This is a genomic window from Pseudomonas abietaniphila (assembly GCF_900100795.1).
GTDB lineage: Bacteria > Pseudomonadota > Gammaproteobacteria > Pseudomonadales > Pseudomonadaceae > Aquipseudomonas > Aquipseudomonas abietaniphila.
Genome location: NZ_FNCO01000003.1, coordinates 283,159 through 307,443 on the forward strand (window position 1 = coordinate 283,159; position 24,285 = coordinate 307,443).

Below are 24,285 nucleotides of genomic sequence, written 5' to 3' on the forward strand. Positions count from 1 at the left end.
ACATTCGAGGCTGTAAACCCCTGTTGAGAAATTTTTTTTGAAATAGCGAAAAGCGACAGCAAACGCTGTCTTCGCGTTTCAATCTGGTATATGCCAAACTAATTGCATACAGATAAGGTGAACTCATTCCAATGGCCGATTGGCAGTCCCTCGATCCCGAGGCCGCTCGTGAAGCGGAAAAATACGAAAACCCCATCCCTAGCCGTGAGCTGATCCTGGCGCACCTCTCCGACCGTGGCTCGCCCGCTGCACGCGAGGAGCTGGTGGAAGAGTTCGGTCTGACGACTGAAGATCAGATCGAAGCCCTTCGCCGCCGCTTGCGCGCGATGGAGCGTGATGCTCAGCTGATCTACACCCGCCGGGGCACGTATGCGCCGGTGGACAAGCTCGACCTGATCCTTGGGCGCATCAGCGGCCATCGCGACGGTTTTGGCTTCCTGGTGCCGGACGACGGCTCGGACGACTTGTTCATGAGCCCTGCGCAGATGCGTCTAGTGTTCGATGGCGACCGCGCACTGGCGCGTGTTTCCGGTCTGGACCGTCGCGGTCGTCGTGAAGGCGTCATCGTCGAAGTCGTTTCCCGCGCCCATGAAACGGTCGTCGGACGCTACTTCGAAGAAAGTGGCATCGGCTTCGTTGTGCCGGACAATCCAAAAATCCAGCAGGAAGTGCTGGTCACGCCAGGTCGCAACGCGAGCGCCAAGGTCGGCCAGTTCGTCGAGGTGAAAATCACCCACTGGCCGACGCCGCGCTTCCAGCCGCAAGGTGACGTGGTCGAGGTCGTAGGCAACTACATGGCGCCGGGCATGGAAATCGATGTCGCGCTGCGCACCTACGATATTCCTCACGTCTGGCCTGAGGCAGTGCTCAAAGAAGCCGCCAAGCTCAAGCCGGAAGTGGAAGAGAAAGACAAGGAGCATCGCGTCGATTTACGCCATCTGCCGTTCGTCACGATCGACGGCGAAGATGCGCGCGACTTCGATGACGCGGTTTTCTGCGAGGCCAAGCCCGGTAAGCTGCGCTTGTTCTCCGGTGGCTGGAAGCTTTACGTGGCCATTGCCGACGTCTCCAGCTATGTGAAGATCGGTTCGGCGCTGGACGCCGAGTCTCAGGTGCGAGGCAACTCGGTGTATTTCCCTGAGCGTGTCGTGCCGATGCTGCCTGAGCAGTTGTCCAACGGCCTGTGTTCGCTGAATCCGCTGGTCGATCGTCTGGCGATGGTGTGCGAGATGACCATCTCCAAAACCGGCGAGATGACCGACTACGTATTCTACGAAGCCGTCATCCATTCCCACGCTCGCTTGACCTACAACAAGGTCAGCTCGATTCTGGAGCACCCGAAAACCGCAGAAGCCAAACAGCTTCGCGGCGAATACGGCGATGTGGTCCCGCACCTCAAGCAGCTGTACGCGCTGTACAAGGTATTGCTGGGCGCCCGTCATGTGCGCGGTGCGATCGATTTCGAAACCCAGGAAACGCGGATCATCTTCGGCTCTGAGCGCAAAATCGCGGAAATCCGCCCGACGACGCGTAACGATGCTCACAAATTGATCGAGGAGTGCATGCTGGCTGCCAACGTGGCCACCGCTGAATTCCTCAAGAAACACGAGATTCCTGCGCTGTACCGTGTTCACGACGGTCCGCCGCCGGAGCGTCTGGAAAAACTGCGCGCCTTCCTGGGTGAGTTGGGGCTTTCCCTGCACAAGGGTAAAGACGGTCCGACGCCGAAGGATTATCAGGCGCTGCTGGAAACCATCAAGGATCGTCCGGATTACCACCTGATCCAGACCGTCATGCTGCGTTCTCTGAGCCAGGCGGTATACAGCTCTGACAACAACGGTCACTTCGGTCTGAACTACGAGGCGTATACGCATTTCACCTCGCCGATCCGCCGTTACCCGGACTTGCTGACCCACCGCGCCATTCGCAGCGTGATCCGCTCCAAGCAGGACACGCCGCATGTTCGCCGTGCTGGCGGTGCGTCGATTCCGAAGGCGCGTATTTATCCGTACGACGAAGCCGTGCTGGAGCAACTGGGCGAGCAGTGCTCCATGAGCGAGCGCCGTGCCGATGAGGCAACCCGCGACGTCACGAACTGGCTCAAGTGCGAGTTCATGAAAGACCGCGTGGGCGAATCGTTCCCTGGTGTGATTACCGCCGTGACCGGTTTTGGCCTGTTCGTCGAGCTGACCGATATTTACGTCGAAGGTCTGGTTCACGTCACCGCGCTGCCGGGCGATTACTACCATTTCGATCCGGTCCATCACCGTCTGGCGGGCGAGCGCACCGGGCGCAGCTTCCGTCTGGGCGACACCGTGGAAGTGCGGGTCATGCGCGTTGATCTGGACGAGCGCAAGATCGACTTCGAGATGTCTGAAAAAACCACCAGCGCGCCCATCGGTCGTAAGCGCAAGGCCGCCGAGCCTGCTCCTGCCGGGAAAGAGAAAGAGAAAGAAAAGGCGTCGGCCGCACGACCAAGCCGTCGCAGCGCGTCGAAAGAGCCTGTCGTGGAGGCGTATCGCCCAAGCGACGCGGCCGCCAAAAACGCCGAAGTCCGCAAAAGTCGCGAGATGAAGAAAGCCTTGTTGGCGGAAGCGAAGGGCGGTAGCAAGGCGACGTCGGGAACGTCGTCTCGCAGTGATGCGGCGCCTGAAAGCAAATCCGGCAAAACGAGTAAACACCGTAAGGGCCCGTCGAAGTCGGGCTCGGCTCCAGCTGCCAAGAGCGGCGGAGTGCGTAAACCTAAGGCGAAGTCATGAGTTCGTTGGAAAAAATCTACGGCGTTCACGCCGTAGAAGCGCTGTTGCGGCATCACCCGAAACGGGTCAAGCAGATCTGGTTGGCAGAAGGGCGTAGCGATCCGCGCGTTCAGGTGTTGATCGATCTGGCTGCACAGAATCGCGTATCGGTCGGTCAGGCCGAGCGTCGTGAAATGGACGCGTGGGTAGAGGGCGTGCATCAGGGCGTGGTGGCGGACGTCAGTCCGAGCCAGGTCTGGGGCGAGGCGATGCTCGACGAGTTGCTCGACCGTACCGAAGGCGCGCCTTTTATCCTCGTGCTCGATGGCGTGACGGATCCTCACAACCTAGGTGCTTGCCTGCGTACCGCTGACGCCGCGGGTGCGCTCGCCGTGATCGTGCCGAAGGACAAATCCGCAACGCTGACCCCTACCGTTCGGAAGGTGGCGTGTGGCGCTGCCGAGGTGATCCCGTTGGTGGCGGTGACCAACCTTGCGCGCACACTGGAAAAACTCCAGCAGCGTGGCCTTTGGGTGGTTGGCACGGCTGGCGAGGCGGAGCAAGAGCTGTATCAGCAGGATTTGACCGGACCGACCATCCTGATCATGGGCGCGGAAGGCAAGGGCATGCGTCGCCTGACCCGTGAGCACTGCGATTACCTGGTCCGCCTGCCGATGGCGGGCAGCGTCAGCAGCCTTAACGTTTCGGTCGCTACCGGTGTGTGCTTGTTCGAGGCCATGCGCCAGCGCAGCGTGAAAGCAGGCGCCAAAAAGTAAGCCGGGCTCAGTCCCCGTGGGAACAAATTCATTCGTGATGCGGTATTTCAGTCGATGAGGTGTGTGTCGTCTGTGCAAAGGTCATCGCGGGTGAATTCGCGCCCACAGGTCCGCACTCCCTCCGGATTGCGTGTTACAACTGCGCTGCTCAAATAATCACCAATTTCCTTGCGCCGTCTCTGGCCCTTCTCTACAATTGCGCCCCTTGCTGTCATGGCAGGCGCGCATGTGCCTGTCCCTGTGCAAGATAAACCAGTGTTATTCACTCCTTGTCTGACCGCTTTGGCGGCAGGCTACAACCCGTAAGGAGCATTCATGCGTCATTACGAAATCATCTTTCTGGTTCACCCGGACCAGAGCGAGCAAGTCGGCGGCATGGTTGAGCGTTACACCAAGCTGATCGAAGAAGACGGCGGCAAGATCCACCGTCTGGAAGATTGGGGCCGTCGTCAACTGGCCTACGCAATCAACAATGTTCACAAGGCTCACTACGTGATGCTGAACGTTGAGTGCACTGGCAAGGCCCTGGCCGAGCTGGAAGACAACTTCCGTTACAACGATGCCGTGATCCGTAACCTTGTCATCCGTCGCGACGAAGCCGTTACCGGCCAGTCCGAAATGCTCAAGGCTGAAGAGAACCGCAGTGAGCGCCGTGAGCGTCGCGACCGTCCTGAGCACTCCGACGCTGAAGGCGTTGACAGTGATGACAGCGACAACAGCGATAACGCTGACGAGTAATCCACGGACCTTTTGAGGAGCCTATTACATGGCACGTTTCTTCCGTCGTCGTAAATTCTGCCGCTTCACAGCTGAAAATGTGAAGGAGATCGATTACAAGGATCTCAACACCCTGAAAGCCTACGTATCCGAAACCGGCAAGATCGTTCCTAGCCGCATTACCGGTACCAAAGCTCGTTATCAGCGTCAGCTGGCTACCGCTATCAAGCGCGCCCGCTTCCTGGCCCTGCTGGCCTACACCGACAGCCACGGCCGCTGAGACCAGGTTTAGTCGACAAAAACGCAGTAAGGGATAGATCGCATGCGCGCCATGGCTGAATTCATCATGCGCGGCCGCGTGCAGGCCACTCTCGTAGTGGTGGGATGTGCGGCGTTGCCGCTGTTGTTCTGGTTGAGTGCTGCCGCAGGTTGCCTTGTGCTCCTGCGACGCGGGTTGAGTGGCGCTTCGGGCGTACTCGCCTGGGCTCTGCTGCCGGCTTTGGTCTGGTGGTATTTCGGTGATCCTCGCACCCTGATGGTGTTGCTGGGGTCATGGGGGTTGGCCGCTTTATTGCGCGCCAGCGAGTCCTGGGTCCGTGTGCTGCTGGTCAGCGTAGCGGCCGGATTGTTGTACTCGGTGATTCTGGGGGCGGTTTTCCGCGAGCCCATCGAAGCCATGGCGGGGGAGTTGCAGAAACTCCTTCCTCACGTCTTCGGTGATGTCTACCAACAGATGTCGGTAGAAGAGCGAGCGCGTCTGGGAGCATTGATTACGCCGGTCCTCAACGGCCTGATAGCAGCGGTGTTGCAGATCGTCAGCGTGGTCTGCCTGATTCTTGGGCGGTACTGGCAGGCGCTGTTGTATAACCCGGGTGGTTTCGGGCGCGAATTTCGCAGCTTGAGGCTCCCGCGGGCACCGATGCTGGTGCTGCTGGTGTGCATGTTGGTTGCGCCGAATTTCGGTCCGCAACTGGCGATGTTGACACCGTTGTGCAGCGTACCGCTCATGTTCGCGGGGCTGGCCCTGATTCACGGTCTGGTGGCTGCAAAGCGCCTGACACGGTTCTGGCTGGTGGGGTTGTACGTCACGTTGTTGCTGTTCATGCAGCTGATTTATCCGTTGCTGGTGGTGTTTGCCATTGTCGACAGCCTGATTGATTTTCGCGGCCGTCTGGCGTCGAAAGATGCCGATAACGGTTCTGCGAACGGTGAAGGTTAAAGTTAAGAGGTTATTACCAAATGGAACTCATCCTGCTGGAAAAAATCGCCAACCTGGGCAACCTGGGCGATAAAGTAAACGTTAAGGCTGGTTACGGCCGTAACTACCTGCTGCCTTTCGGCAAAGCCACCGCTGCAACCGCTGCCAACCTGGCTGCGTTTGAAGAGCGTCGCGCTGAGCTGGAAAAAGCCGCTGCCGAGAAGAAAGCTTCTGCTGAAACTCGCGCTGCTCAACTGGCTGAGCTGGAAGTGACTATCACTGCCACTGCTGGTGACGAAGGCAAGCTGTTTGGTTCGATCGGTACTCACGACATCGCTGACGCACTGACCGCCTCTGGCGTTGAAGTGGCCAAAGCTGAAGTTCGTCTGCCGAACGGCACCATCCGTAACGTTGGCGAATACGATGTTGCCGTGCACCTGCACAGCGATGTTGAAGCTACCGTTCGCGTAGTTGTGGTGGCTGCTTAAGCTGCTTGATTCCGGCGCTTCGGCGCTGGAGTCCGACCGGTTGACGACGTGTTCGTCAGCAGGTCAACGAGGGGCGCGTTCCTGTTTATCGGGTCGTGCCCTTTGTCATTTCTGAGTATCCTGTTTCAAACCCCTTATTCCGTGTGGCCATGAACGACATTTCCGCTCCCGAGCAATACGACCTGCAAACCGCTGCCCTGAAGGTGCCGCCGCATTCCATCGAGGCCGAGCAGGCCGTACTCGGTGGTCTGATGCTGGACAACCAGGCCTGGGAGCGTGTGCTGGATCAGGTCTCGGACGGCGATTTCTATCGTCACGACCACCGTCTGATCTTCCGCGCCATCGCCAAGCTGGCTGATCAGAACATGCCGATTGACGTCGTGACCCTGTCCGAGCAACTGGACAAGGAGGGTCAGACTTCTCAAGTAGGCGGTCTGGGCTATCTGTCGGAGCTGGCGAAAAACATTCCGTCGGTCGCCAACATCAAGGCCTATGCCCAGATCGTGCGTCAGCGCGCGACCCTGCGGCAGTTGATCGGTATCAGTAACGAAATCGCCGACAGCGCGTTCAATCCTGAAGGGCGAACCGCCGAAGAGATCCTCGACGAAGCCGAACGGCAGATCTTCCAGATCGCAGAAGCGCGCCCGAAGACCGGTGGGCCGGTGGGCGTCAACGACCTGTTGACCAAGGCCATCGACCGCATCGACACGCTCTTCAATCTCGGTGAGGGGATCACCGGTCTCTCCACCGGTTATACCGACCTGGACGAAAAGACCAGCGGTCTGCAGCCCTCCGACTTGATCATCGTCGCGGGCCGTCCGTCGATGGGTAAGACCACTTTCGCGATGAACCTGGTCGAAAACGCGGTTCTGCGCAGCGAGAAGGCGGTACTGGTGTTCTCGCTGGAGATGCCAGGTGAATCGCTGATCATGCGTATGTTGTCGTCGCTCGGTCGTATCGATCAGACCAAGGTCCGTTCAGGTCAGCTGGACGATGATGACTGGCCGCGCCTGACCTCGGCGGTCAACCTGCTCAACGACCGCAAGCTGTTCATCGATGACACGGCCGGCATCAGCCCTTCCGAAATGCGCGCGCGTACCCGTCGTCTGGTGCGTGAGCACGGTGACGTCGGCTTGATCATGATCGACTACCTGCAGTTGATGCAGATTCCGGGCTCAAGCGGTGACAACCGGACCAACGAAATTTCCGAGATCTCCCGATCCCTGAAAGCGCTGGCCAAGGAATTCAACTGCCCTGTGGTTGCGTTGTCGCAGCTCAACCGTTCCCTGGAACAACGCCCCAACAAGCGCCCGGTCAACTCCGACTTGCGGGAATCCGGAGCGATCGAGCAGGACGCCGACGTCATCATGTTCGTGTACCGGGACGAGGTGTATCACCCCGAGACCGAGCACAAGGGCATCGCGGAAATCATCATCGGCAAGCAGCGTAACGGCCCGATCGGCTTCATTCGTCTGGCGTTCATCGGTAAATACACCCGCTTCGAGAACCTCGCGCCGGGGAGCTACAACTTCGACGACGACGAGTAAGGCCGACTGGGTATCGGGCATCGGCAGCATCAGGCGCCGGTGTCTGCGTGCGTCAGGGTCTCCCACAAGTAATGAAAATAGCCTTTGGCCGGACGCCGCTGGATCAGCCATCGCTGGGTATCGGGCAATTTAAAGCGCTGTCGGTTGACGTAATGGTTGTAGGCCACCTCGAATGTTCCGTTCAGATCCCCGACCAACTTGCCGCCGCATAACCATGGTGGCGTGGCACCTTCATTTTTTGCTCGGGCATGAAACTCCATGCTGTCACGTAGGCGTTTTGATTCGGCGCCGTATAAGTCCAGGCCTTGAACATAAGCGGTTTCGGCCACGTTGATAAATGCTGCCAACCCATAGGCGGTGTGCTCAAGGTCCCTGCAGGTTTCCTGCGCGTGGCCGTCGACGAACGTCTTTTGGCCTTCCCAGTACGCAATCAGTTGCTCATCGGTCTTGGCGCAATCCGGCGGTACGACAGGCAGTGGGCCATCGGCTTCTTGATAAACAAACGCTGGCAACCGCTTCCGCCACTGGGCCACCGCTTTGTCATACAGCGCACGGTCATCAAGAAAAATGCCAATGTTGATCTGCGCCTCGATTCCGCTGGCCTGCCAGTTGCCGTAGTGACAAACCCCAATACGTTGCGCTTCACCGCGCTGGATGTCGGGCAGATATTGCGTGCGCAGCATGTGCGAGAAGCGCTCAACATCTGCTTGCGCCCATTTTTGACTGCGGTGGCGGATGATTTCTGCCGCCCGCGTCCATAGTTGAGCCGACCACGCGGCCTGCAAGGGGGCGTTTGAGTTTGTGTGGCCTTGTTGCAGTGTGGCCGCCCAAGCGTTCATGATCGCAACCGCGTTTTCGGCATACCGATCTTCACCACTGTAAGACCACGCCAAGGCTTGGGTGTACGCCGCTTGAGCGTCTCGCACTTCCTCTTTGCAGCCTTTGTCAGGTTTTGAAAACGGGCCACATTCCACGGCCGGCCAAGGGCTTGGCTGATAATCAACCGCTGCCAGCGGATCGGTCATCATCGCAAGATAGGCTTCCTTCCAGGGCGAGCGCTGTTCCTGAATGGCGTTTCGCACGAAGTCCAGTCTCTTTGCGTCGAGCAATATTCCGGGATGCACGAAACCTTCGGCAGAGGCATTGAGGGCGATGCCCCAGGCCAGTGCTGTGAAACTAAGGGTGATAGGGCGTCTGATCATCGTTCGTTCTCTTGTTGTTTTCAGGGATGCGGCCGTCGACACGCATAAAAGGTGCTTATTTGCGGTTAATCAGAGATGCCTTTGACGGGCAAGAGAAATATTGAGCAAGGCTTGCTGGCGGCTGCACGACGCAGATAGGGGCTTGGCAGGTACGGCGATGGATGGCTTCAATAAAGCTGAGCGTTACAGTCGGATTTGATCAAAATTTGTGCTATATTCCGCGCCCGCGATTTTTCCAACGTGCAAACACGTAGGTCCTGACATGCAAGCAGCCAAGCCGTTATTTGACTATCCGAAGTACTGGGCCGAATGTTTCGGGCCAGCGCCTTTCCTGCCAATGAGCCGGGAAGAAATGGATCAGCTTGGCTGGGATTCCTGCGACATCATCATCGTGACCGGTGATGCGTACGTCGATCACCCGTCGTTTGGCATGGCGATTATTGGCCGGCTGCTGGAGTCGCAAGGCTTCCGCGTCGGGATCATTGCCCAGCCAGACTGGAGATCCAAAGACGACTTCATGAAGCTCGGCGAGCCGAATCTGTTTTTCGGCGTCGCGGCCGGCAACATGGACTCGATGATCAACCGCTACACCGCGGACAAGAAAATCCGTTCCGATGACGCGTATACACCAGGCGGCATGGCGGGTAAGCGTCCGGATCGCGCGAGCCTGGTTTACAGCCAGCGCTGCAAGGAAGCCTACAAGAACGTGCCGATCGTTTTGGGGGGCATCGAAGCTTCGCTGCGCCGCATTGCGCACTACGACTACTGGCAGGACAAGGTTCGCAACTCGATTCTGATCGACGCCAGCGCCGATATCCTGCTGTACGGCAACGCCGAGCGAGCGATCGTCGAAGTGGCCAACCGCCTGTCCTGTGGCGAAACCATCGATAGCATCACCGATGTGCGCGGCACGGCGTTCATTCGTCGTGACACACCGCAAGGTTGGTACGAAGTCGATTCCACGCGTATCGACCGTCCGGGCAAGGTCGACAAGATCATCAACCCGTACGTCAACACTCAGGACACCGAAGCCTGTGCCATCGAGCAGGAAAAGGGCCCGGTTGAAGACCCGAACGAAGCCAAGGTCGTGCAGATCCTGGCGAGCCCGCGCATGACCCGCGACAAGACGGTCATCCGTCTGCCGTCCATGGAAAAGGTGCGCAACGACCCTGTGCTGTATGCCCACGCCAACCGCGTGCTGCATTTGGAAACCAACCCGGGCAACGCCCGTGCGCTGGTCCAGAAGCATGGTGAAGTCGATGTCTGGTTTAACCCGCCGCCGATTCCAATGACCACCGAAGAAATGGACTACGTGTTCGGCATGCCGTACGCGCGTGTCCCGCACCCTGTGTACGGCAAGGAAAAGATTCCGGCCTACGACATGATCCGTTTCTCGGTGAACATCATGCGTGGCTGTTTCGGCGGCTGTACGTTCTGCTCGATCACCGAGCACGAAGGCCGGATCATCCAAAACCGTTCCCACGACTCGATCATCCGTGAAATCGAAGAAATCCGTGACAAGGTTCCGGGCTTCACCGGCGTGATTTCCGACCTCGGCGGGCCGACCGCGAACATGTACCGCATCGCCTGCAAAAGCCCGGAAATCGAATCCGCGTGCCGCAAGCCGTCGTGTGTGTTCCCGGGCATCTGCCCGAACCTGAACACCGATCACTCGGCGCTGATTCAACTGTACCGCAGCGCGCGCGAATTGCCGGGTGTGAAGAAAATCCTGATCGCTTCCGGCCTGCGTTACGACCTTGCGGTCGAATCCCCAGAGTACGTGAAAGAGCTGGTGACGCACCACGTCGGTGGTTACCTGAAGATCGCCCCGGAACACACCGAGGAAGGTCCGCTCAATCAAATGATGAAGCCGGGCATTGGCAGCTATGACAAGTTCAAGCGCATGTTCGAGAAGTATTCGAAAGAGGCCGGTAAAGAGCAGTACCTGATCCCTTACTTCATCGCCGCTCACCCCGGCACCACCGATGAAGACATGATGAACCTGGCGCTGTGGCTCAAGGGCAACGGTTTCCGGGCGGATCAGGTGCAGGCGTTCTACCCGTCACCGATGGCCAGCGCGACCGCCATGTATCACTCCGGCAAGAACCCGCTGCGCAAGGTCACGTACAAGAGCGACTCGGTGACCATCGTCAAGAGCGAAGAGCAACGCCGTCTGCACAAGGCGTTCCTGCGTTATCACGATCCGAAAGGCTGGCCGATGCTGCGTGAGGCGCTGGAGCGTATGGGCCGTGCCGATCTGATCGGTCCGGGTAAAAACCAGCTGATCCCGCTGCATCAACCGGAAACCGACAGCTACCAGAGCGCCCGTCGCAAGAATTCGACGCCCGCTGGCAGCCATAAGGTGGCCAAAACCACGAAGATCCTGACCCAGCATACCGGCCTGCCGCAACGTGGCAGCGACGGCAGCAAGCCGTGGGACAAACGCGAAGAGGCCAAGGCCGCCGCAGCGGCTCGCAACAAACAGGCCGCCAAGGAGCGTGCCGATGCAGCCAAAGGCGGTAAAGGCGGCAAGAAGCCATCGCGTCAGCCGGTGTTCCCGCGCTAAGCGATACCGCCCAAAAAAACGCCAGCTTTCGAGCTGGCGTTTTTGTTTTTTACATCTTTACGTTTTCGCGGATGTTCCAGCCGAACTTGACCGGGCCGCCGTCTTTGCTGCCATCGGCTTTCTGTGGCTGGTAGGCGACTTCGACCTTGCCGAAGTTGAGAGTGATGTCCTCTTTGAGTGTTTCGTCACTGTTCCCCGCGTCCGTTTGATAGGACGCCACCATCACTTCCTTGAGGGTGATGATCATGTATTCGACGGGTGCGCTACCACCGGCCTTGCGCACCGTCAGAGTGGCTTCTGGATAATGTTTTCCGCTGGAACAGGCCATCATCAAGTTAGGCGAAGCCTTGTCCAGAGACTTCCTCAAGCTCAGGTTCTGCATGCTCACCTTGCCCGCGCCACCACCGCCTCCCTGGTGCATCGAGCCCGATTGCGCCATGCCCCACTGCATCGAATGAATGTCGATTTCATCCTTATGGACGCTGTCCATCGACTCACCCTTGACGTCGCCCAACTTCAAAAACATATCGATAGCCATGAACACTCCCTGAAAAATAATCGTCGACGAATTGTCGTCGCGCACCTTTTCTTACTCGGCAGGTTGATCGCAATACGTTGGACGTAGATCGGGACCGTTCATACGAAACAAAGAAAGTCTTCCTACAGCGTCAGGGTCATTGACTGCCTAATCTCGCCCTCTCTCAGCCAAAACAAGGGAGAAAGGAATGGGCGGGCTATCACTGGGGGATGGTTTTTCAGTGGCGGGAACTCAAGCGATTGGCGGGAGTGCGTTGTCGGGAATATTCGCACCATTGCGGTCGCTCTATACAAGGAGGTCACGGACCCATGAGGCCTTTTGAGTTTTTAATATTTATGAGGCGTTACTTCCCTGTTTTTATCGGAGGAGTACTTGCAGCGATCTGTTCATTCGCCATTACGTCAGTCTTGTATTTTGAAGTGTTCCACAAGGACGCCACATTCGAAAACAGCGTGATATATGGTTTTGCGGTGATGATGGGGGCAACGGCGCTGATGTGTCTCTGCCACTTCTTCCTGGTTTGGGGAAGACCGAAATGGGTTTGGGGCGTCGTCGCACTGTTTTTTGCGTGTCTGTCTCTGGTGTTGCCAATGATCGAACATCGTCCGAACAAGGTTATCTACTTTCTTGGGGTGCTCGTCCCGCTGATCGGTTTGTCAGTTCTCAATTCAGATCGTCATCGAGAAATGAGAAAGATCATGGTCATCGTGCGTAACAAGCGAGAACGGTTTCTCGGTATCCGCAAAGCCCGTTTATGCCGTTTGAACGCCGAACGGTGCAAATAACCCCGCCCGCCTCATTTCCGTGCGACCCTTGCACCATCCGCCGAAGCTGGCGCAATTTTGGTGCTGTGCTTAGCTGAGCGAGCACCCTCAACGCCGAAGGCGCCGGACTTGCCTGGATGGCATAAGTCTTGCGCGGTTCCGCTACCGTCCAGGCTCGCAGGAGGCACGCCGTGTCGATTCACATTGCCTTGCACCATGTCACTCATTACCGCTATGAACGAGCGGTAGAACTGGGTCCGCAGATTGTGCGCTTGCGTCCGGCGGCTCATAGCCGCACGCGTGTGTTGTCCTATTCGCTGAAAGTCTTGCCTGAGAATCACTTCATTAACTGGCAACAGGACCCGCAAGGTAATTACCTGGCGCGGTTGGTGTTTCCGGAAAAGACCGATGAGCTGCGGATCGAAGTCGATCTGGTCGCCGAGATGGCGGTGTTCAACCCGTTCGATTTCTTCCTCGAGCCCTACGCCGAGAAGATCCCCTTCACGTATGCGAAGGAAGAGCACCACGAGCTGCTGCCCTATCTGGAAAAGCTGCCGTTGACGCCCAGGTTTCAGGCGTATCTGGACAGCATTGACCGCACGCCGATCCCGGCCATCGACTTTCTGGTGAACCTCAACCAGCGTCTGGCCAGCGATATCGGTTACCTGATCCGTATGGAACCGGGCATCCAGACGCCGGAATTTACCCTTGAAAACGCCTCGGGTTCCTGTCGCGACTCGGCCTGGCTGCTGGTGCAATTGCTACGTAATCTTGGGCTGGCGGCGCGGTTCGTGTCCGGCTATCTGATTCAGCTCAAGGCCGATGTCGAGGCCCTCGACGGTCCGTCCGGCACGGACGTTGACTTCACTGACCTGCACGCCTGGTGTGAGGTGTATCTGCCGGGCGCAGGCTGGGTGGGTCTGGACGCCACGTCCGGGCTCTTTGCCGGTGAAGGGCACATTCCACTGGCGTGCAGCCCGGAGCCGTCTTCTGCAGCGCCGATCAGTGGCCTGGTCGAGCCGTGCGAAACCGAGTTCAGTCACGAGATGTCGGTGGAACGGATCTGGGAGGCGCCACGCGTCACCAAGCCCTATACCGAAGCCCAGTGGCTTGAGATTCAGGCGTTGGGCCGACAGATCGACACCGATCTGCTTGCGCATGACGTACGTCTGACGATGGGGGGCGAACCCACCTTCGTGTCCATCGATGACCGTGACGGTGGCGAGTGGAATACCGCTGCGCTGGGGCCGAAGAAGCGTGAGCTCTCCGCCGAACTGTTCCAGCGCATGCGCACGCATTACGCGCCGCAGGGCATCGTGCATTTCGGTCAGGGCAAATGGTACCCGGGCGAGCAGTTGCCGCGCTGGTCGCTGAACTGCTTCTGGCGTCGAGATGGTGAACCGGTGTGGCGCAACAATGCGCTGATCGCCGATGAGAACGAAGATTACGGCACCGACAGCGAGACGGCGGGGCGCTTTCTGCGCAGTGTCGCCGAGCGGCTGAAGCTGCCGACGCGCTATGTATTTCCCGCTTACGAAGACAACTTCTATTACCTGTGGCGCGAAGGTGCGCTGCCCAAGAACGTCACGGCCGAAGACTCGCGCCTGGGTGACGAGCTTGAGCGGGCGCGGCTGAGCAAGGTGTTCTCGCAAGGGTTGGACAAGGTCATCGGCCATGTTCTGCCACTGGCGCGTACCGCGGTCGATGATCGCTGGCAGAGCGGTCGCTGGTACCTGCGTGACGAACATTGTCGCCTGGTGCCGGGGGACTCCCCGCTCGGTTATCGATTGCCGCTGGCGTCGCAGCCGTGGGTCAAGGCTGCCGAATATCCGTACATCCACCCGACCGACCACAATCAGGATTTCCCTGATCTGCCGGACCGTGACGAGGTTCAGGCCAAGCTGGACGGTTTGACCGAACAGGAGAATCCGGGTGCTGAGCGGGCGCCTGCCGTCGACGAATCAGCCGATTGGCTGACGCGCACCGCGCTGGGTGCCGAAGTGCGCGGCGGTAGGTTGTACCTGTTCATGCCGCCGTTGCAGTCACTTGAGGCCTACCTTGAGCTGGTCGCTGCGATCGAATCAACCGCTGAGGAACTGCACTGCCCGGTCCTCCTGGAAGGCTACGAGCCGCCCAGCGATCCCCGTCTGGCCAATTTCCGCATTACGCCGGACCCCGGCGTCATCGAAGTCAACGTGCAGCCGTCGTCCAGCTGGGACGAGCTGGTCGAGCGCACCGAGTTCCTCTACGAGCAGGCGCGCCTGACCCGATTGACCACTGAAAAATTCATGATCGACGGACGCCATACCGGCACCGGAGGCGGTAACCACTTTGTGCTCGGTGGCGCCACGCCCGGCGACTCTCCGTTCCTGCGGCGGCCGGATCTGCTGCGCAGTCTGCTCAGCTATTGGCACAACCATCCATCGCTGTCGTACCTTTTTTCCGGGCTGTTCATCGGGCCTACGTCCCAGGCGCCACGGGTCGACGAAGCGCGCAACGACTCCCTGTACGAGCTGGAAATCGCCTTTTCGCAAATGCCTGCACCCGGTGAGGCGTGCGCGCCTTGGCTGGTCGACCGTCTGTTGCGTAACTTGCTGATCGACGTCACGGGCAACACCCACCGCGCCGAGTTCTGCATCGACAAGCTGTACTCGCCCGATGGCGCCACAGGCCGTCTGGGGCTGCTTGAGCTGCGTGCGTTCGAAATGCCGCCTCATGCTCGCATGAGCCTGGCGCAGCAGTTATTGCTCCGTGCGCTGGTCGCGCGATTCTGGCGTGAACCCTATGCCCCGCCAAAACTTGCCCGCTGGGGCACCGAACTGCACGACCGTTTCATGTTGCCGCACTTCATCGAGCAGGACTTCGCCGACGTCATCGTCGACCTCAATGCCGCGGGTTATCCGCTGCGTGCCGAGTGGTTCGCGGCGCATCTGGAGTTTCGCTTTCCGAAGGTCGGTGATTACGCGGTCAGCGGCATCGAACTGGAACTGCGTCAGGCGCTGGAACCCTGGCATGTGCTGGGTGAAGAAGGTGCAGCGGGCGGTGCGGTTCGCTACGTGGATTCGTCGCTGGAGCGTCTGCAGCTCAAGGTCACGGGATTGCCGCCGCAACGCTATGTGCTGACGTGCAACGGCATTCCGGTGCCGTTGCAACCGACGGGGCGTGTTGGCGAGTTCGTCGCGGGCGTTCGATATCGCGCCTGGCAGCCGTTCAACGCGTTGCAACCGACGATTCCGGTTCACGCGCCGCTGGTGTTCGACATTCTGGATACCTGGATGCAGCGCTCACTGGGTGGCTGCGAGTATCATGTCGCGCATCCTGGTGGTCGCAACTACGAAACCCTGCCGGTGAACGCCAACGAAGCCGAAAGCCGGCGCCTGTCGCGGTTTTTCCGCCTCGGCCACAGCCCTGGCAAACTGGACGTTCCTGCACTCACCATCAACGATGAAATGCCGATGACGCTGGACATGCGTCTGCATCGGTAAGGCCCGGACACGTTGCCTGACGTCATGCGTCAGGCAATACGACCCCGAAAGCGGCCGCAGGGAAGCAAGCCACTGCGTGTCATGTTGTCTGCGCTAATCTAACCCCTGCGTAATCAAGCCCTATAGCTGTCTGCCGAGCCTTCCATGCCCGACCTGCTTGACCAATATCCGCTGAGTGCGGCGACTTATCACGAGATGCTCGACGCCAGTGGCGAAGTCCGGCCGCACTGGCTGCGCTTCTACGAGCATCTGCAGCGCAGCACGCCCGCGCAACTGATTCAGCGCCAAGCGCTGCTGGCCCGGCAGATTCAGGAAAACGGTGTCACCTACAACGTCTATGCCGATCCCAAGGGCGCCGATCGCCCGTGGGAGCTGGACTTGCTGCCGCATCTGATTCCGGTCGAGGAATGGCAGCAGGTTGCGGCCGGCATCGCTCAGCGCGCCCGTCTGCTCAATGCGGTGCTGGCTGACCTCTACGGTCCGCAGGACCTGATTGCCGAGGGATTGCTGCCGGCCGAACTGGTCTTTGGTCACAACAATTTTCTCTGGCCGTGCCAAGGCGTGACGCCACCGGAAGGGACTTTCCTGCATGTGTATGCAGTCGACCTGGCGCGCACGCCGGACGGTCGCTGGTGGGTCACGGCGGACCGGACCCAGGCGCCGTCAGGTGCCGGTTACGCCCTGGAAAGCCGCTTGATCGTGTCCCGGGCCTTTCCGGAGCTGTACCGCGATCTGGAAGTGCAGCACCTGTCGGGCTTTTTCCGTTCGTTGCAGGAAACCCTGACGCGTCAGGCACCCAGCAGCAATGAAGTGCCACTGGTGGTATTGCTGACGCCGGGACGATTCAACGAAAGTTACTTCGAACACCTCTACCTCGCAGGCCAGTTAGGTTATCCACTGGTCGAGGGCAGTGACCTGACCGTGCGCGATGCCACGGTGTACCTGAAAACACTCAGCGGCCTGCGCCGCGTTCACGCCATCATGCGGCGTCTGGACGATGATTTCTGCGACCCGCTGGAGCTGCGTACCGATTCAGCGCTCGGTGTGCCGGGCTTGCTGGAAGCCGTGCGTCAGGGGCGCGTTCTGGTCGCCAACGCGCTGGGCAGTGGCGTACTGGAATCGCCCGGCTTGCTGGGTTTTTTGCCGAAGATCAATGAGCACCTGTTTGGTGAAGAGCTGATTCTGCCGTCTGTGGCGACCTGGTGGTGCGGCGAACCGCCTGTCCTGGCCCAGGCACTGGAGAAGATGCCTGAGCTGCTGATCAAACCGGCGTTCCCGTCCCAGAGCTTCGCGCCCGTTTTTGGACGCGATCTTAATGACGAGCAGCGCCAGGCGTTGGCCGCGCGCATGCAGGCCCGGCCCTATGCGTACGTGGCCCAAGAGCTGGCGCAACTGTCCCACGCGCCGGTCTGGCAGGGCGAGGAAGGGCAGTTGCAGCCTCGCGCGATCGGCATGCGGGTGTATGCCGTCGCGACCGAGGACGGCTACCGCGTCCTGCCAGGTGGCCTGACCCGCGTGGCGGCCGATGCTGACGCCGACGTGGTGTCGATGCAACGCGGCGGTGCCAGCAAGGACACCTGGATTCTCGGCGAACGCACGCTGGGCAGCGAACCCTGGAAAGGCCGTCGTTCGTTGGGCGTACACGACCTGATTCGCCGCGACCCCTACTTGCCGTCGCGGGTGGTGGAAAACCTGTTCTGGTTCGGTCGTTACTGCGAACGTTGCGACGACAGCGCGCGGTTGCTGCGGATCATGCTGGCGCGCTATGTCGACGGCGATGATCCGCTGGCGCTGCAGGCCGCTATCGAGCTGGGCGAACGCTTGAATCTGGTTCCCCGCGTGGATGAAGAGGACGAGGAGGGCTCTGCGTTGCATCAACGCTTGCTCGCCGCGCTGCTCGGTGACGATTGGCCGTTCAGCCTGCGTTCCAACCTGCAACGTTTGCAATGGGCGGCGTCGCAGGTGCGCGGCAAGTTATCCCGCGAGAACTGGCAGGCGCTGGTGGAGTTGCAGCGCGAAGCCACCAACCTTGAAACCGATGACCCTGACTTCGGCGAACTGCTGGATTTCCTCAACCGACTGGTGATGTCGCTGGCGGCGCTGTCAGGCTTCGCCCTCGACGACATGACGCGTGACGAAGGCTGGCGTTTCCTGATGATTGGTCGGCGTATCGAACGCCTGCAGTTCCTCAGCACGAGTCTGGCAGCGTTCCTGCGCAGCGATGCGGTATTCGATCAGGACGCGCTGGACTGGGTGCTGGAGCTGGGCAACAGCAGCATAACCTACCGTTCGCGTTATCTGGCGCTGCCGCAGTTGATCCCGGTGCTCGACTTGCTGCTGCTCGATGACCAGAACCCCCACGCGGTCCTGTTCCAGCTCAAGCTGGTGACCCGTTCGGTGAAGCGTTTGAACGAAGATTTCGGCGCACCGCAGGATCGCAGTCTGGCAGCGCTGACCCAACGCTTGGCCACGTTCGATCTGGGGTGCCTGGAGGACGGTCTGTTCGGGGAAAGCAGCGTCAAGGCTGCGTTGCATGGGCTGGCGGATTTACTGCACGGCATCGGCGAGGTCAGCGGTCAGGTGTCTGACCGCCTGGCCTTGCGCCATTTTGCTCATGTCGATGATGTCAGCCAGCGCACGGTGTCCGTCTGATGAACAGCGCTCATTACCAGATCCTTCACGACACCCATTACAAGTACGACAGCCCGGTTTCGCTGGCGCAGCAACTCGCGCATCTGTGGCCGCGACGCAGTCCTTGGCAGCGTTGCCTGGAACAGCATCTGGAGATCAGCCCGACGCCCACCAGCCGCCGCGACGAACTGGACGTGTTCGGCAACCCGCTGACGCGCCTGGCGTTCGAGCGCCCGCATGACGAATTACAGGTCAATGCGCGTTTGCGCATCGAAGTGCTGGAGCGTCCCGTACTGGATTTCCAGCAGTCGGCTGCGTGGGATCACACCCGCAGCACGCTCACGTACAGCGCGTCGAAGATGTCCCCGGACATTCTCGATGCGTGCCGCTATCGCTTTGAATCGCCGTACGTGCATTTGAAGCAGTCGTTCGTCGATTTTTCGGCCAGCTGCTTCCCGGCGGGCAGGCCGATGCTGTTGTGCGCGCAGGCGTTGATGGAAAAGATTTTCGACGAGTTCACGTTCGATGGCGAAGCGACTCAGGTGGCGACGCCGTTGGTGGAGGTGCTGGAGACGCGGCGTGGGGTCTGTCAGGACTTCGCGCACTTGATGCTCGCGTGTCTGCGTTCACGTGGGCTGGCAGCGCGCTATGTCAGCGGTTATTTGCTGACTCAGCCACCGCCGGGCCAACCCCGGCTGATTGGGGCGGATGCGTCGCATGCCTGGGTATCGGTGTTTTGCCCGGTGCTGGGTTGGGTGGATTTCGATCCGACCAACAACATCCAGCCGGCGCTGGAGCACATCAGTCTGGCGTGGGGGAGGGACTTTTCCGATGTTTCTCCGCTACGCGGCGTGATTCTGGGCGGCGGCAATCATGATCCCGAAGTGCGGGTGACCGTGATGCCGATTGCGGGGTAGGTGGGCGTTGTCCGCATTGCAGGCGCTCGCTTGCCCGCGATAGATGCATCCGGCTACATAGATGTGTCGGATTTGAATACGCATCGCGGGCAAGCGCGCTCCTACAGGATGTTGCCCCTGCCCGGACAGACTCTGCGGGTCAGGGAACCGCAATTCGGGTCATTCAGCCGGCTTTTCTTCGCTCTGCTGCTCGGCAGTCTCGCCTTCTACAGCCTCATCTTCTCCAGCCAGTGCTTCGGCCTTTTCGGCCTGTTTGCGCTGTGCTTTCTCTTCTTTCTTCTGCTCTTTAGCCAGATCGCGTTGACGTTTGGCAAAGGAATAGTTGGGTTTGGCCATGGGCAATCCTCGAGGCAGGCGATAAGTCCCGTCATTCTGCCTGAGAACGACGCTTACCCGGCGTTGTATTTTTCGCGCAGCCTTCGTCCACGCTCGCGCAAAAGCAAGAATTCAGACGTTCAGGCCCTGCGTCAGGCGCGCCGGTAATCGCTATAGTCTTGGGCTGCGCTGCTGTAATTGCCGCTGGAACCGCAGGCATAGGCGGCAAGCAAACTGCGAAAAAGGCTATTGAGTTGCATGAAGATCGTCCTAATTGATGAGTGACAGCGCCATCTTAGGAGGGCAGTGTATTGTCCGCTGCTTGATTGTCTCGATGGGCCTGATAGAGCCGACCCAGACATGTTTCATAATAAGCTGTTGATAAATTGTTTAAAGTTAGGGCACTCTTTGTATACAAAAAAACCAAGAGCAACCCCATTCAGGAGACTCATCATGATTCGCAAGCTTGTTGCTGCATCCCTGCTGACGCTGGCCAGTGGGCATTTGTTGGCAGCTGAATGCTCGGTCGAGGTCGATTCGACCGACCAGATGACGTTCAGCACCAAAGCGATTGAGATCGACAAGAGCTGCAAGGAATTCACGGTCAACCTGAAGCACTCCGGCAACCTGCCGAAGAACGTCATGGGCCATAACCTGGTGATCAGTAAAGAAGCTGACATGCAGCCAATCGCCACCGACGGCCTGGCCGCTGGTATCGACAAGCAGTATCTGAAAGAAGGGGATGCGCGCGTCATCGCTCATACCAAGATCATTGGCGCCGGCGAAACCGATTCGTTGAAGATCGACGTGTCGAAGCTGGATCCGGCAGAGAAGTACGGTTTCTTCTGCTCGTTCCCGGGCCACATCAGCATGATGAAGGGCGCTATCACGCTGAAGTGATGTGGGCCTTGTGCTGACGAAAACTGTAGGAGCGCGCTTGCCCGCGATAGATGCACTCGGCGACGTAGATGTGTCGGATTTGAATACGCATCGCGGGCAAGCGCGCTCCTACACGAGGTTTCGCGTACTCAGGACGCGGTCATCTTGAAAATCCCCTGCGCGTTGCTGCTGTCGAAGTTCAGGTCGATCTTGCCGTTGTCCGGGTCGATCTTGCGCTGAATGAACTCCACAAACGATCCCGGCACCGTGTGCGTTCTGACGATACCGTCGGCATCCAGCAGGTCGCGGCTCACGGTGCAGGCTTTGTAGGCCGTCTGCATGACGCGTCCTGACCCCGATACCTCAATGCTGTCCTTCATTGGTCGCTCGCGCCGAATCTGTTCTTGAACCGTGGCTTCCAGGTGCTCGACCCGATCGGTCAGGTGGTTGAAGCTGTTGCCCTCGGTGGCGATCCAGGCCATTTCAGCGCTTTCGCTGAGCAACTGGCGGTAATCGTCTTCCCGCACGACACCGTGTTGGCGGCCGAAGGCGCGATACAGGCTCGGCAGCAGCCGAGTGGCTTCTTCGAGGCTGCAATGACGGGTCAATTGCAGGCGCTTGAGGATGCTCAGGTCTTCGTGGCTCAGCGGATCGCGGCTTGAGCCAACGACGCGGCTGACAGCGTTCTGGAACGCTTCGCTCAGGCGACCGGGGTGCAGTTCGGACACGAAAAACTGGGCGATGTCTTCCGGCAGGTCCATCTGGCGATAGCCCCAACCGGTCATGTTCAGTTTGGTCAGCGGATAAGTGCGTACATCGGTGAAACCCAAGGGCTCCAACAGACGGGAAAACGCCAGACGACCCCGTGGCAGCTCGCCGTTCTGCACCCAGTCCACGGTGCGGATGGCGCCGTGATCGAACACCACCTTGCGGCCGCTCTCGTGTTGCTCATCCACGTAACGAAGGCCGTCCGGCACCGCGTCGACCAGCTTGCGGAACAGGCACAGGTTCAGCGCCTCGGCGAGCCACACACGATGAATCGCGTCCTCGCTCCAGGAGAAGCTGTGCAGCGCCTGAGGGACTTCCACACGGTGTTCGAGCCAGTCAGCAGCGGGCTGGCCAACGGTAGAAGCGACGAGAGAGAAGAGGCCTTGGAAAGCAGTCATGGGTAGCGGCTCTGGGCGAGAAGGTCAGGACGCTATGTAAGCCTCGATGGCGAGCGCCATCAAGCGAAAAAAAACGACGGGTTCATTCCGTTTCAGAATGAACGGGGATTTCTGCTGCTGTCATGACACCCCGCCAATCCAACATAGGCGCGCGCCCAGACCAAGCGCGCGCCTACAAAAGCGAAGCGTTACGGCGCGTAAGGCAGGTCGCGCTTGTGCTGGGTTTTGCGGTAGGTGTTGACGATGATGTCGTACGCTTCCTGACGCAGCGGCTCGCCATGCAGGAAGGCATCGATCTCGGCATAGGTCACGCCGTGGGATGCTTCGTCCGGTTTGCCGGGCATCAGGTCCTCGAGGTCAGCAGTTGGAACTTTCTCGACCAGGTTCTCCGGCGCGCCGAAGTGGCGGGCGATGGCGCGCACCTGGTTTTTCACCAGACCGCTCAGCGGCGCGAGGTCGCAGGCGCCGTCACCGAACTTGGTGAAGAAGCCCATGACTGCCTCCGCCGCGTGGTCGGTGCCAATCACCAGGCCGCCGCGAACGCCAGCGATGGTGTACTGCGCGACCATGCGCGTGCGCGCTTTGACGTTACCTTTGACAAAATCCACGGCCGCATCGGACTGGCCTTCGAAGGCTTTCACCTGCTCCACCAGCGCCTTGACGGAGGGCGCGATGTCCACCGTGTGACGCTCGTCCGGGTTGATGAAATCAACCGAGGCAGTGGCTTCGTGCTCGTCGTGCTGAACGTGATACGGCAGGCGCACGGCGATGAACTGATAGGCGGTGTCACCCGTGCTTTCACGCAGTTCCTTCACGGCGCGCTGCGCCATCAGGCCCGCGGTCAACGAGTCGACGCCGCCACTGATGCCCAGCACCAGGACTTTCAGGCGGGCGTTCTGCAGGCAGTCCTTGATGAACTGGACGCGGCGCGCGACTTCGGCTTCCAGTTCACCCTGGTTGCCGAATGGGGCCTGGACCTTGAGCGCCTTGGCGATCTCGAGCTGTACGGCTTGCATGATTTACTCCTTATGCAGAAGAAGAAAAATAGGCATGAAAAAGGGTGCGAGGGGTGCTCGAGTCAAGCTGGCACCTTGAATACGTGACGCAGGTAAGACACGAATTCAGGGTCTTTGCACTGCGTCTTGCCCGGTTCATCGGAAATCTTCGCCACAGGCTGGCCTGCACAGGCGGTCATCTTGAGCACGATGCTCATGGGCTCGATGCCCGGCACATCGGCGGTCAGGTTGGTGCCAATGCCGAAGCTGACGTTGATCCGACCGCGCAGTGCGCGAAATATTTCCAGCGCTTTGGGCAGGTTCAGGCCGTCGGAAAACACCAGGGTTTTGGTCATCGGATCAATGCCGAGCTTCTGGTAGTGCTTGATGCATTTCTCGGCCCACTGCACGGGATCGCCCGAGTCATGGCGCAAACCGTCGAAGAGTTTGGCGAAGAACAGGTCGAAATCGCCGAGGAAGGCGTCGGTGGTAATGCAGTCGGTCAGCGCGATGCCGAGCAGGCCGCGGTATTCACGCACCCAGCAGTCGAGCGCGGCGATCTGGCTGTCGATCAGGCGCGGGCCCAGTTGCTGATGCGCCATGATCCATTCGTGGGCCATGGTGCCAAGTGGCTTTAGATCGAATTTGCGGGCCAGGTGCACATTGCTGGTGCCGACGAACTGACCGGGAAAGTCTTTCTTCAGCACCGAGACCACGTCTTCCTGCACGGCGAAGGAAAAGCGCCGACGGGTACCGAAATCAGCCACCTTGAGTTCGGCCAGCTCATCGGGCGTGGCAGAGGCCGTCAGCCAGTCGAACTTGCGATACAGCTGATCGCGCGCCTGAACCAGCAGGGTGTTGGGGTTGCGGTAGCGATTGCGCACTTCGCTGACGATGGCAAGGATCGGCACTTCGAAGAGGATTACGTGCAGCCATGGGCCGGCGAGGCGGATGGTCAGCTCGTCGTTCTCGATGCTGGTTTGCACGTACCGCAGGTTGAAGCGGAACAGGCCGAGGAAGCGCAGAAAATCCGGCTTCATGAAAGTGATGCGTTCCAGAAAGCCGGTTTCTTCAACGCTCAGGGACAGATCGCAGAGCTGTTCGATCTGGTGGCGTATTTCCTTCAGATAAGGCCGCAAATCTTCACTGTTACGGCAGCGAAACTCCCATTCAACGTCGACGTTGGGGTAGTTGTGCAGCACAGCCTGCATCATGCTCAGCTTGTAGAGGTCGGTATCGAGCAGGTTCTGCACGATGCGATCCGCGAAAGCGCTCTCACTCATTGTGTCGCTCCAGCCAGCAGCGGCCGCCAGGGTGCGGCCCATGGAATTCAAGTCGGTGTCGCATACAACCTTGTGGCAAC

Annotated in this window: 19 protein-coding genes; 13 read left to right on the forward strand and 6 right to left on the reverse strand. The window is 59.4% G+C overall.

What is annotated here, in order from left to right:
- The first annotated feature begins 131 nt into the window (after nt 1-131).
- The 7 genes from rnr to dnaB all read left to right on the forward strand — a co-directional run bounded on the left by rnr (nt 132) and on the right by dnaB (nt 7,464).
- Nucleotides 132-2,759: a ribonuclease R gene (gene rnr, locus BLS87_RS08005; RefSeq protein WP_074751841.1), complete on the forward strand. Its 2,628-nt coding sequence runs from the start codon at nt 132-134 to the stop codon at nt 2,757-2,759.
- On the forward strand, nt 2,756-3,514 hold the full coding sequence (gene rlmB, locus BLS87_RS08010; RefSeq protein WP_074751843.1) for a 23S rRNA (guanosine(2251)-2'-O)-methyltransferase RlmB: 759 nt from the start codon (nt 2,756-2,758) through the stop codon (nt 3,512-3,514). The genes rnr and rlmB overlap by 4 nt, the downstream gene beginning before the upstream one ends.
- Before the next feature lie 315 nt (nt 3,515-3,829).
- Complete coding sequence (gene rpsF / locus BLS87_RS08015) at nt 3,830-4,252, forward strand: 30S ribosomal protein S6 (RefSeq protein ID WP_062379020.1); 423 nt, start codon at nt 3,830-3,832, stop codon at nt 4,250-4,252.
- A gap of 28 nt (nt 4,253-4,280) precedes the next feature.
- Complete coding sequence (gene rpsR / locus BLS87_RS08020; RefSeq protein WP_037015707.1) at nt 4,281-4,511, forward strand: 30S ribosomal protein S18; 231 nt, start codon at nt 4,281-4,283, stop codon at nt 4,509-4,511.
- A 42-nt stretch (nt 4,512-4,553) separates the two neighbouring features.
- A complete protein-coding gene (locus BLS87_RS08025; protein ID WP_074751845.1) occupies nt 4,554-5,450 on the forward strand; it encodes a YybS family protein in 897 nt (298 codons plus the stop codon).
- Nucleotides 5,451-5,470: 20 nt separating this feature from the next.
- On the forward strand, nt 5,471-5,917 hold the full coding sequence (gene rplI / locus BLS87_RS08030) for a 50S ribosomal protein L9 (protein ID WP_062379016.1): 447 nt from the start codon (nt 5,471-5,473) through the stop codon (nt 5,915-5,917).
- 149 nt (nt 5,918-6,066) lie between these two features.
- Nucleotides 6,067-7,464 (forward strand): replicative DNA helicase, encoded by a 1,398-nt coding sequence (dnaB, locus tag BLS87_RS08035; RefSeq protein ID WP_074751847.1) that lies wholly within the window; start codon nt 6,067-6,069, stop codon nt 7,462-7,464.
- 29 nt (nt 7,465-7,493) lie between these two features.
- Here dnaB and BLS87_RS08040 read toward each other — a convergent pair whose 3' ends face one another.
- Nucleotides 7,494-8,708 (reverse strand): alginate lyase family protein, encoded by a 1,215-nt coding sequence (locus BLS87_RS08040; RefSeq protein WP_143024331.1) that lies wholly within the window; start codon nt 8,706-8,708, stop codon nt 7,494-7,496.
- Nucleotides 8,709-8,928: 220 nt separating this feature from the next.
- Between BLS87_RS08040 and BLS87_RS08045 the strand changes: the two genes are divergently transcribed.
- Entirely contained in the window at nt 8,929-11,232 is a 2,304-nt protein-coding gene (locus BLS87_RS08045) for a YgiQ family radical SAM protein (protein ID WP_074751851.1), read from the forward strand.
- A 49-nt stretch (nt 11,233-11,281) separates the two neighbouring features.
- On the opposite strand, the gene BLS87_RS08050 is transcribed toward BLS87_RS08045, so the two are convergent.
- Complete coding sequence (locus tag BLS87_RS08050) at nt 11,282-11,770, reverse strand: Hcp family type VI secretion system effector (protein ID WP_074751853.1); 489 nt, start codon at nt 11,768-11,770, stop codon at nt 11,282-11,284.
- Nucleotides 11,771-12,078: 308 nt separating this feature from the next.
- On the opposite strand from BLS87_RS08050, the gene BLS87_RS08055 reads away from it, so the two are divergent.
- The 4 genes from BLS87_RS08055 (at nt 12,079) to BLS87_RS08070 (ending at nt 19,567) form a co-directional block, all read left to right on the forward strand.
- On the forward strand, nt 12,079-12,555 hold the full coding sequence (locus BLS87_RS08055) for a hypothetical protein (RefSeq protein ID WP_074751855.1): 477 nt from the start codon (nt 12,079-12,081) through the stop codon (nt 12,553-12,555).
- 170 nt (nt 12,556-12,725) lie between these two features.
- Nucleotides 12,726-16,019 carry a transglutaminase family protein gene (locus BLS87_RS08060; RefSeq protein ID WP_074751857.1) on the forward strand — a complete coding sequence of 1,098 codons (3,294 nt, stop codon included), beginning with the start codon at nt 12,726-12,728 and terminating at the stop codon, nt 16,017-16,019.
- Between the two features lie 144 nt (nt 16,020-16,163).
- Nucleotides 16,164-18,671, forward strand: a complete 2,508-nt coding sequence (locus tag BLS87_RS08065) for a circularly permuted type 2 ATP-grasp protein (RefSeq protein ID WP_074751859.1) — start codon at nt 16,164-16,166, stop codon at nt 18,669-18,671.
- A complete protein-coding gene (locus BLS87_RS08070; RefSeq protein ID WP_074751862.1) occupies nt 18,671-19,567 on the forward strand; it encodes a transglutaminase family protein in 897 nt (298 codons plus the stop codon). Before BLS87_RS08065 ends, BLS87_RS08070 begins: the two co-directional genes overlap by 1 nt.
- Before the next feature lie 159 nt (nt 19,568-19,726).
- On the opposite strand, the gene BLS87_RS34140 is transcribed toward BLS87_RS08070, so the two are convergent.
- Nucleotides 19,727-19,903: a hypothetical protein gene (locus BLS87_RS34140; RefSeq protein ID WP_167362041.1), complete on the reverse strand. Its 177-nt coding sequence runs from the start codon at nt 19,901-19,903 to the stop codon at nt 19,727-19,729.
- A 432-nt stretch (nt 19,904-20,335) separates the two neighbouring features.
- Here BLS87_RS34140 and azu point away from each other — a divergent pair, with 432 nt between their 5' ends.
- Complete coding sequence (gene azu, locus BLS87_RS08075) at nt 20,336-20,782, forward strand: azurin (RefSeq protein ID WP_074751864.1); 447 nt, start codon at nt 20,336-20,338, stop codon at nt 20,780-20,782.
- A gap of 128 nt (nt 20,783-20,910) precedes the next feature.
- Here the strand turns inward: azu and BLS87_RS08080 are convergent, their stop codons facing one another.
- The 3 genes from BLS87_RS08080 to pncB all read right to left on the reverse strand — a co-directional run bounded on the left by BLS87_RS08080 (nt 20,911) and on the right by pncB (nt 24,205).
- Entirely contained in the window at nt 20,911-21,927 is a 1,017-nt protein-coding gene (locus tag BLS87_RS08080) for a DUF1338 domain-containing protein (RefSeq protein WP_074751866.1), read from the reverse strand.
- A gap of 188 nt (nt 21,928-22,115) precedes the next feature.
- A complete protein-coding gene (gene nadE / locus BLS87_RS08085) occupies nt 22,116-22,943 on the reverse strand; it encodes an ammonia-dependent NAD(+) synthetase (protein WP_074751868.1) in 828 nt (275 codons plus the stop codon).
- A 62-nt stretch (nt 22,944-23,005) separates the two neighbouring features.
- On the reverse strand, nt 23,006-24,205 hold the full coding sequence (gene pncB, locus BLS87_RS08090) for a nicotinate phosphoribosyltransferase (RefSeq protein ID WP_074751870.1): 1,200 nt from the start codon (nt 24,203-24,205) through the stop codon (nt 23,006-23,008).
- Nucleotides 24,206-24,285 lie beyond the last annotated feature (80 nt).

What these genes read in the sequence shown, in the direction of transcription:
- rnr (WP_074751841.1), top strand. Translation starts at nt 132, where the DNA reads ATGGCCGATTGGCAGTCCCTCGATCCCGAGGCCGCTCGTGAAGCGGAA.
- rlmB (WP_074751843.1), top strand. Translation starts at nt 2,756, where the DNA reads ATGAGTTCGTTGGAAAAAATCTACGGCGTTCACGCCGTAGAAGCGCTG.
- rpsF (WP_062379020.1), top strand. Translation starts at nt 3,830, where the DNA reads ATGCGTCATTACGAAATCATCTTTCTGGTTCACCCGGACCAGAGCGAG.
- rpsR (WP_037015707.1), top strand. Translation starts at nt 4,281, where the DNA reads ATGGCACGTTTCTTCCGTCGTCGTAAATTCTGCCGCTTCACAGCTGAA.
- BLS87_RS08025 (WP_074751845.1), top strand. Translation starts at nt 4,554, where the DNA reads ATGCGCGCCATGGCTGAATTCATCATGCGCGGCCGCGTGCAGGCCACT.
- rplI (WP_062379016.1), top strand. Translation starts at nt 5,471, where the DNA reads ATGGAACTCATCCTGCTGGAAAAAATCGCCAACCTGGGCAACCTGGGC.
- dnaB (WP_074751847.1), top strand. Translation starts at nt 6,067, where the DNA reads ATGAACGACATTTCCGCTCCCGAGCAATACGACCTGCAAACCGCTGCC.
- BLS87_RS08045 (WP_074751851.1), top strand. Translation starts at nt 8,929, where the DNA reads ATGCAAGCAGCCAAGCCGTTATTTGACTATCCGAAGTACTGGGCCGAA.
- BLS87_RS08050 (WP_074751853.1), bottom strand. Translation starts at nt 11,770, where the DNA reads ATGGCTATCGATATGTTTTTGAAGTTGGGCGACGTCAAGGGTGAGTCG.
- BLS87_RS08055 (WP_074751855.1), top strand. Translation starts at nt 12,079, where the DNA reads ATGAGGCCTTTTGAGTTTTTAATATTTATGAGGCGTTACTTCCCTGTT.
- BLS87_RS08065 (WP_074751859.1), top strand. Translation starts at nt 16,164, where the DNA reads ATGCCCGACCTGCTTGACCAATATCCGCTGAGTGCGGCGACTTATCAC.
- BLS87_RS08070 (WP_074751862.1), top strand. Translation starts at nt 18,671, where the DNA reads ATGAACAGCGCTCATTACCAGATCCTTCACGACACCCATTACAAGTAC.
- BLS87_RS34140 (WP_167362041.1), bottom strand. Translation starts at nt 19,903, where the DNA reads ATGGCCAAACCCAACTATTCCTTTGCCAAACGTCAACGCGATCTGGCT.
- azu (WP_074751864.1), top strand. Translation starts at nt 20,336, where the DNA reads ATGATTCGCAAGCTTGTTGCTGCATCCCTGCTGACGCTGGCCAGTGGG.
- BLS87_RS08080 (WP_074751866.1), bottom strand. Translation starts at nt 21,927, where the DNA reads ATGACTGCTTTCCAAGGCCTCTTCTCTCTCGTCGCTTCTACCGTTGGC.
- nadE (WP_074751868.1), bottom strand. Translation starts at nt 22,943, where the DNA reads ATGCAAGCCGTACAGCTCGAGATCGCCAAGGCGCTCAAGGTCCAGGCC.
- pncB (WP_074751870.1), bottom strand. Translation starts at nt 24,205, where the DNA reads ATGAGTGAGAGCGCTTTCGCGGATCGCATCGTGCAGAACCTGCTCGAT.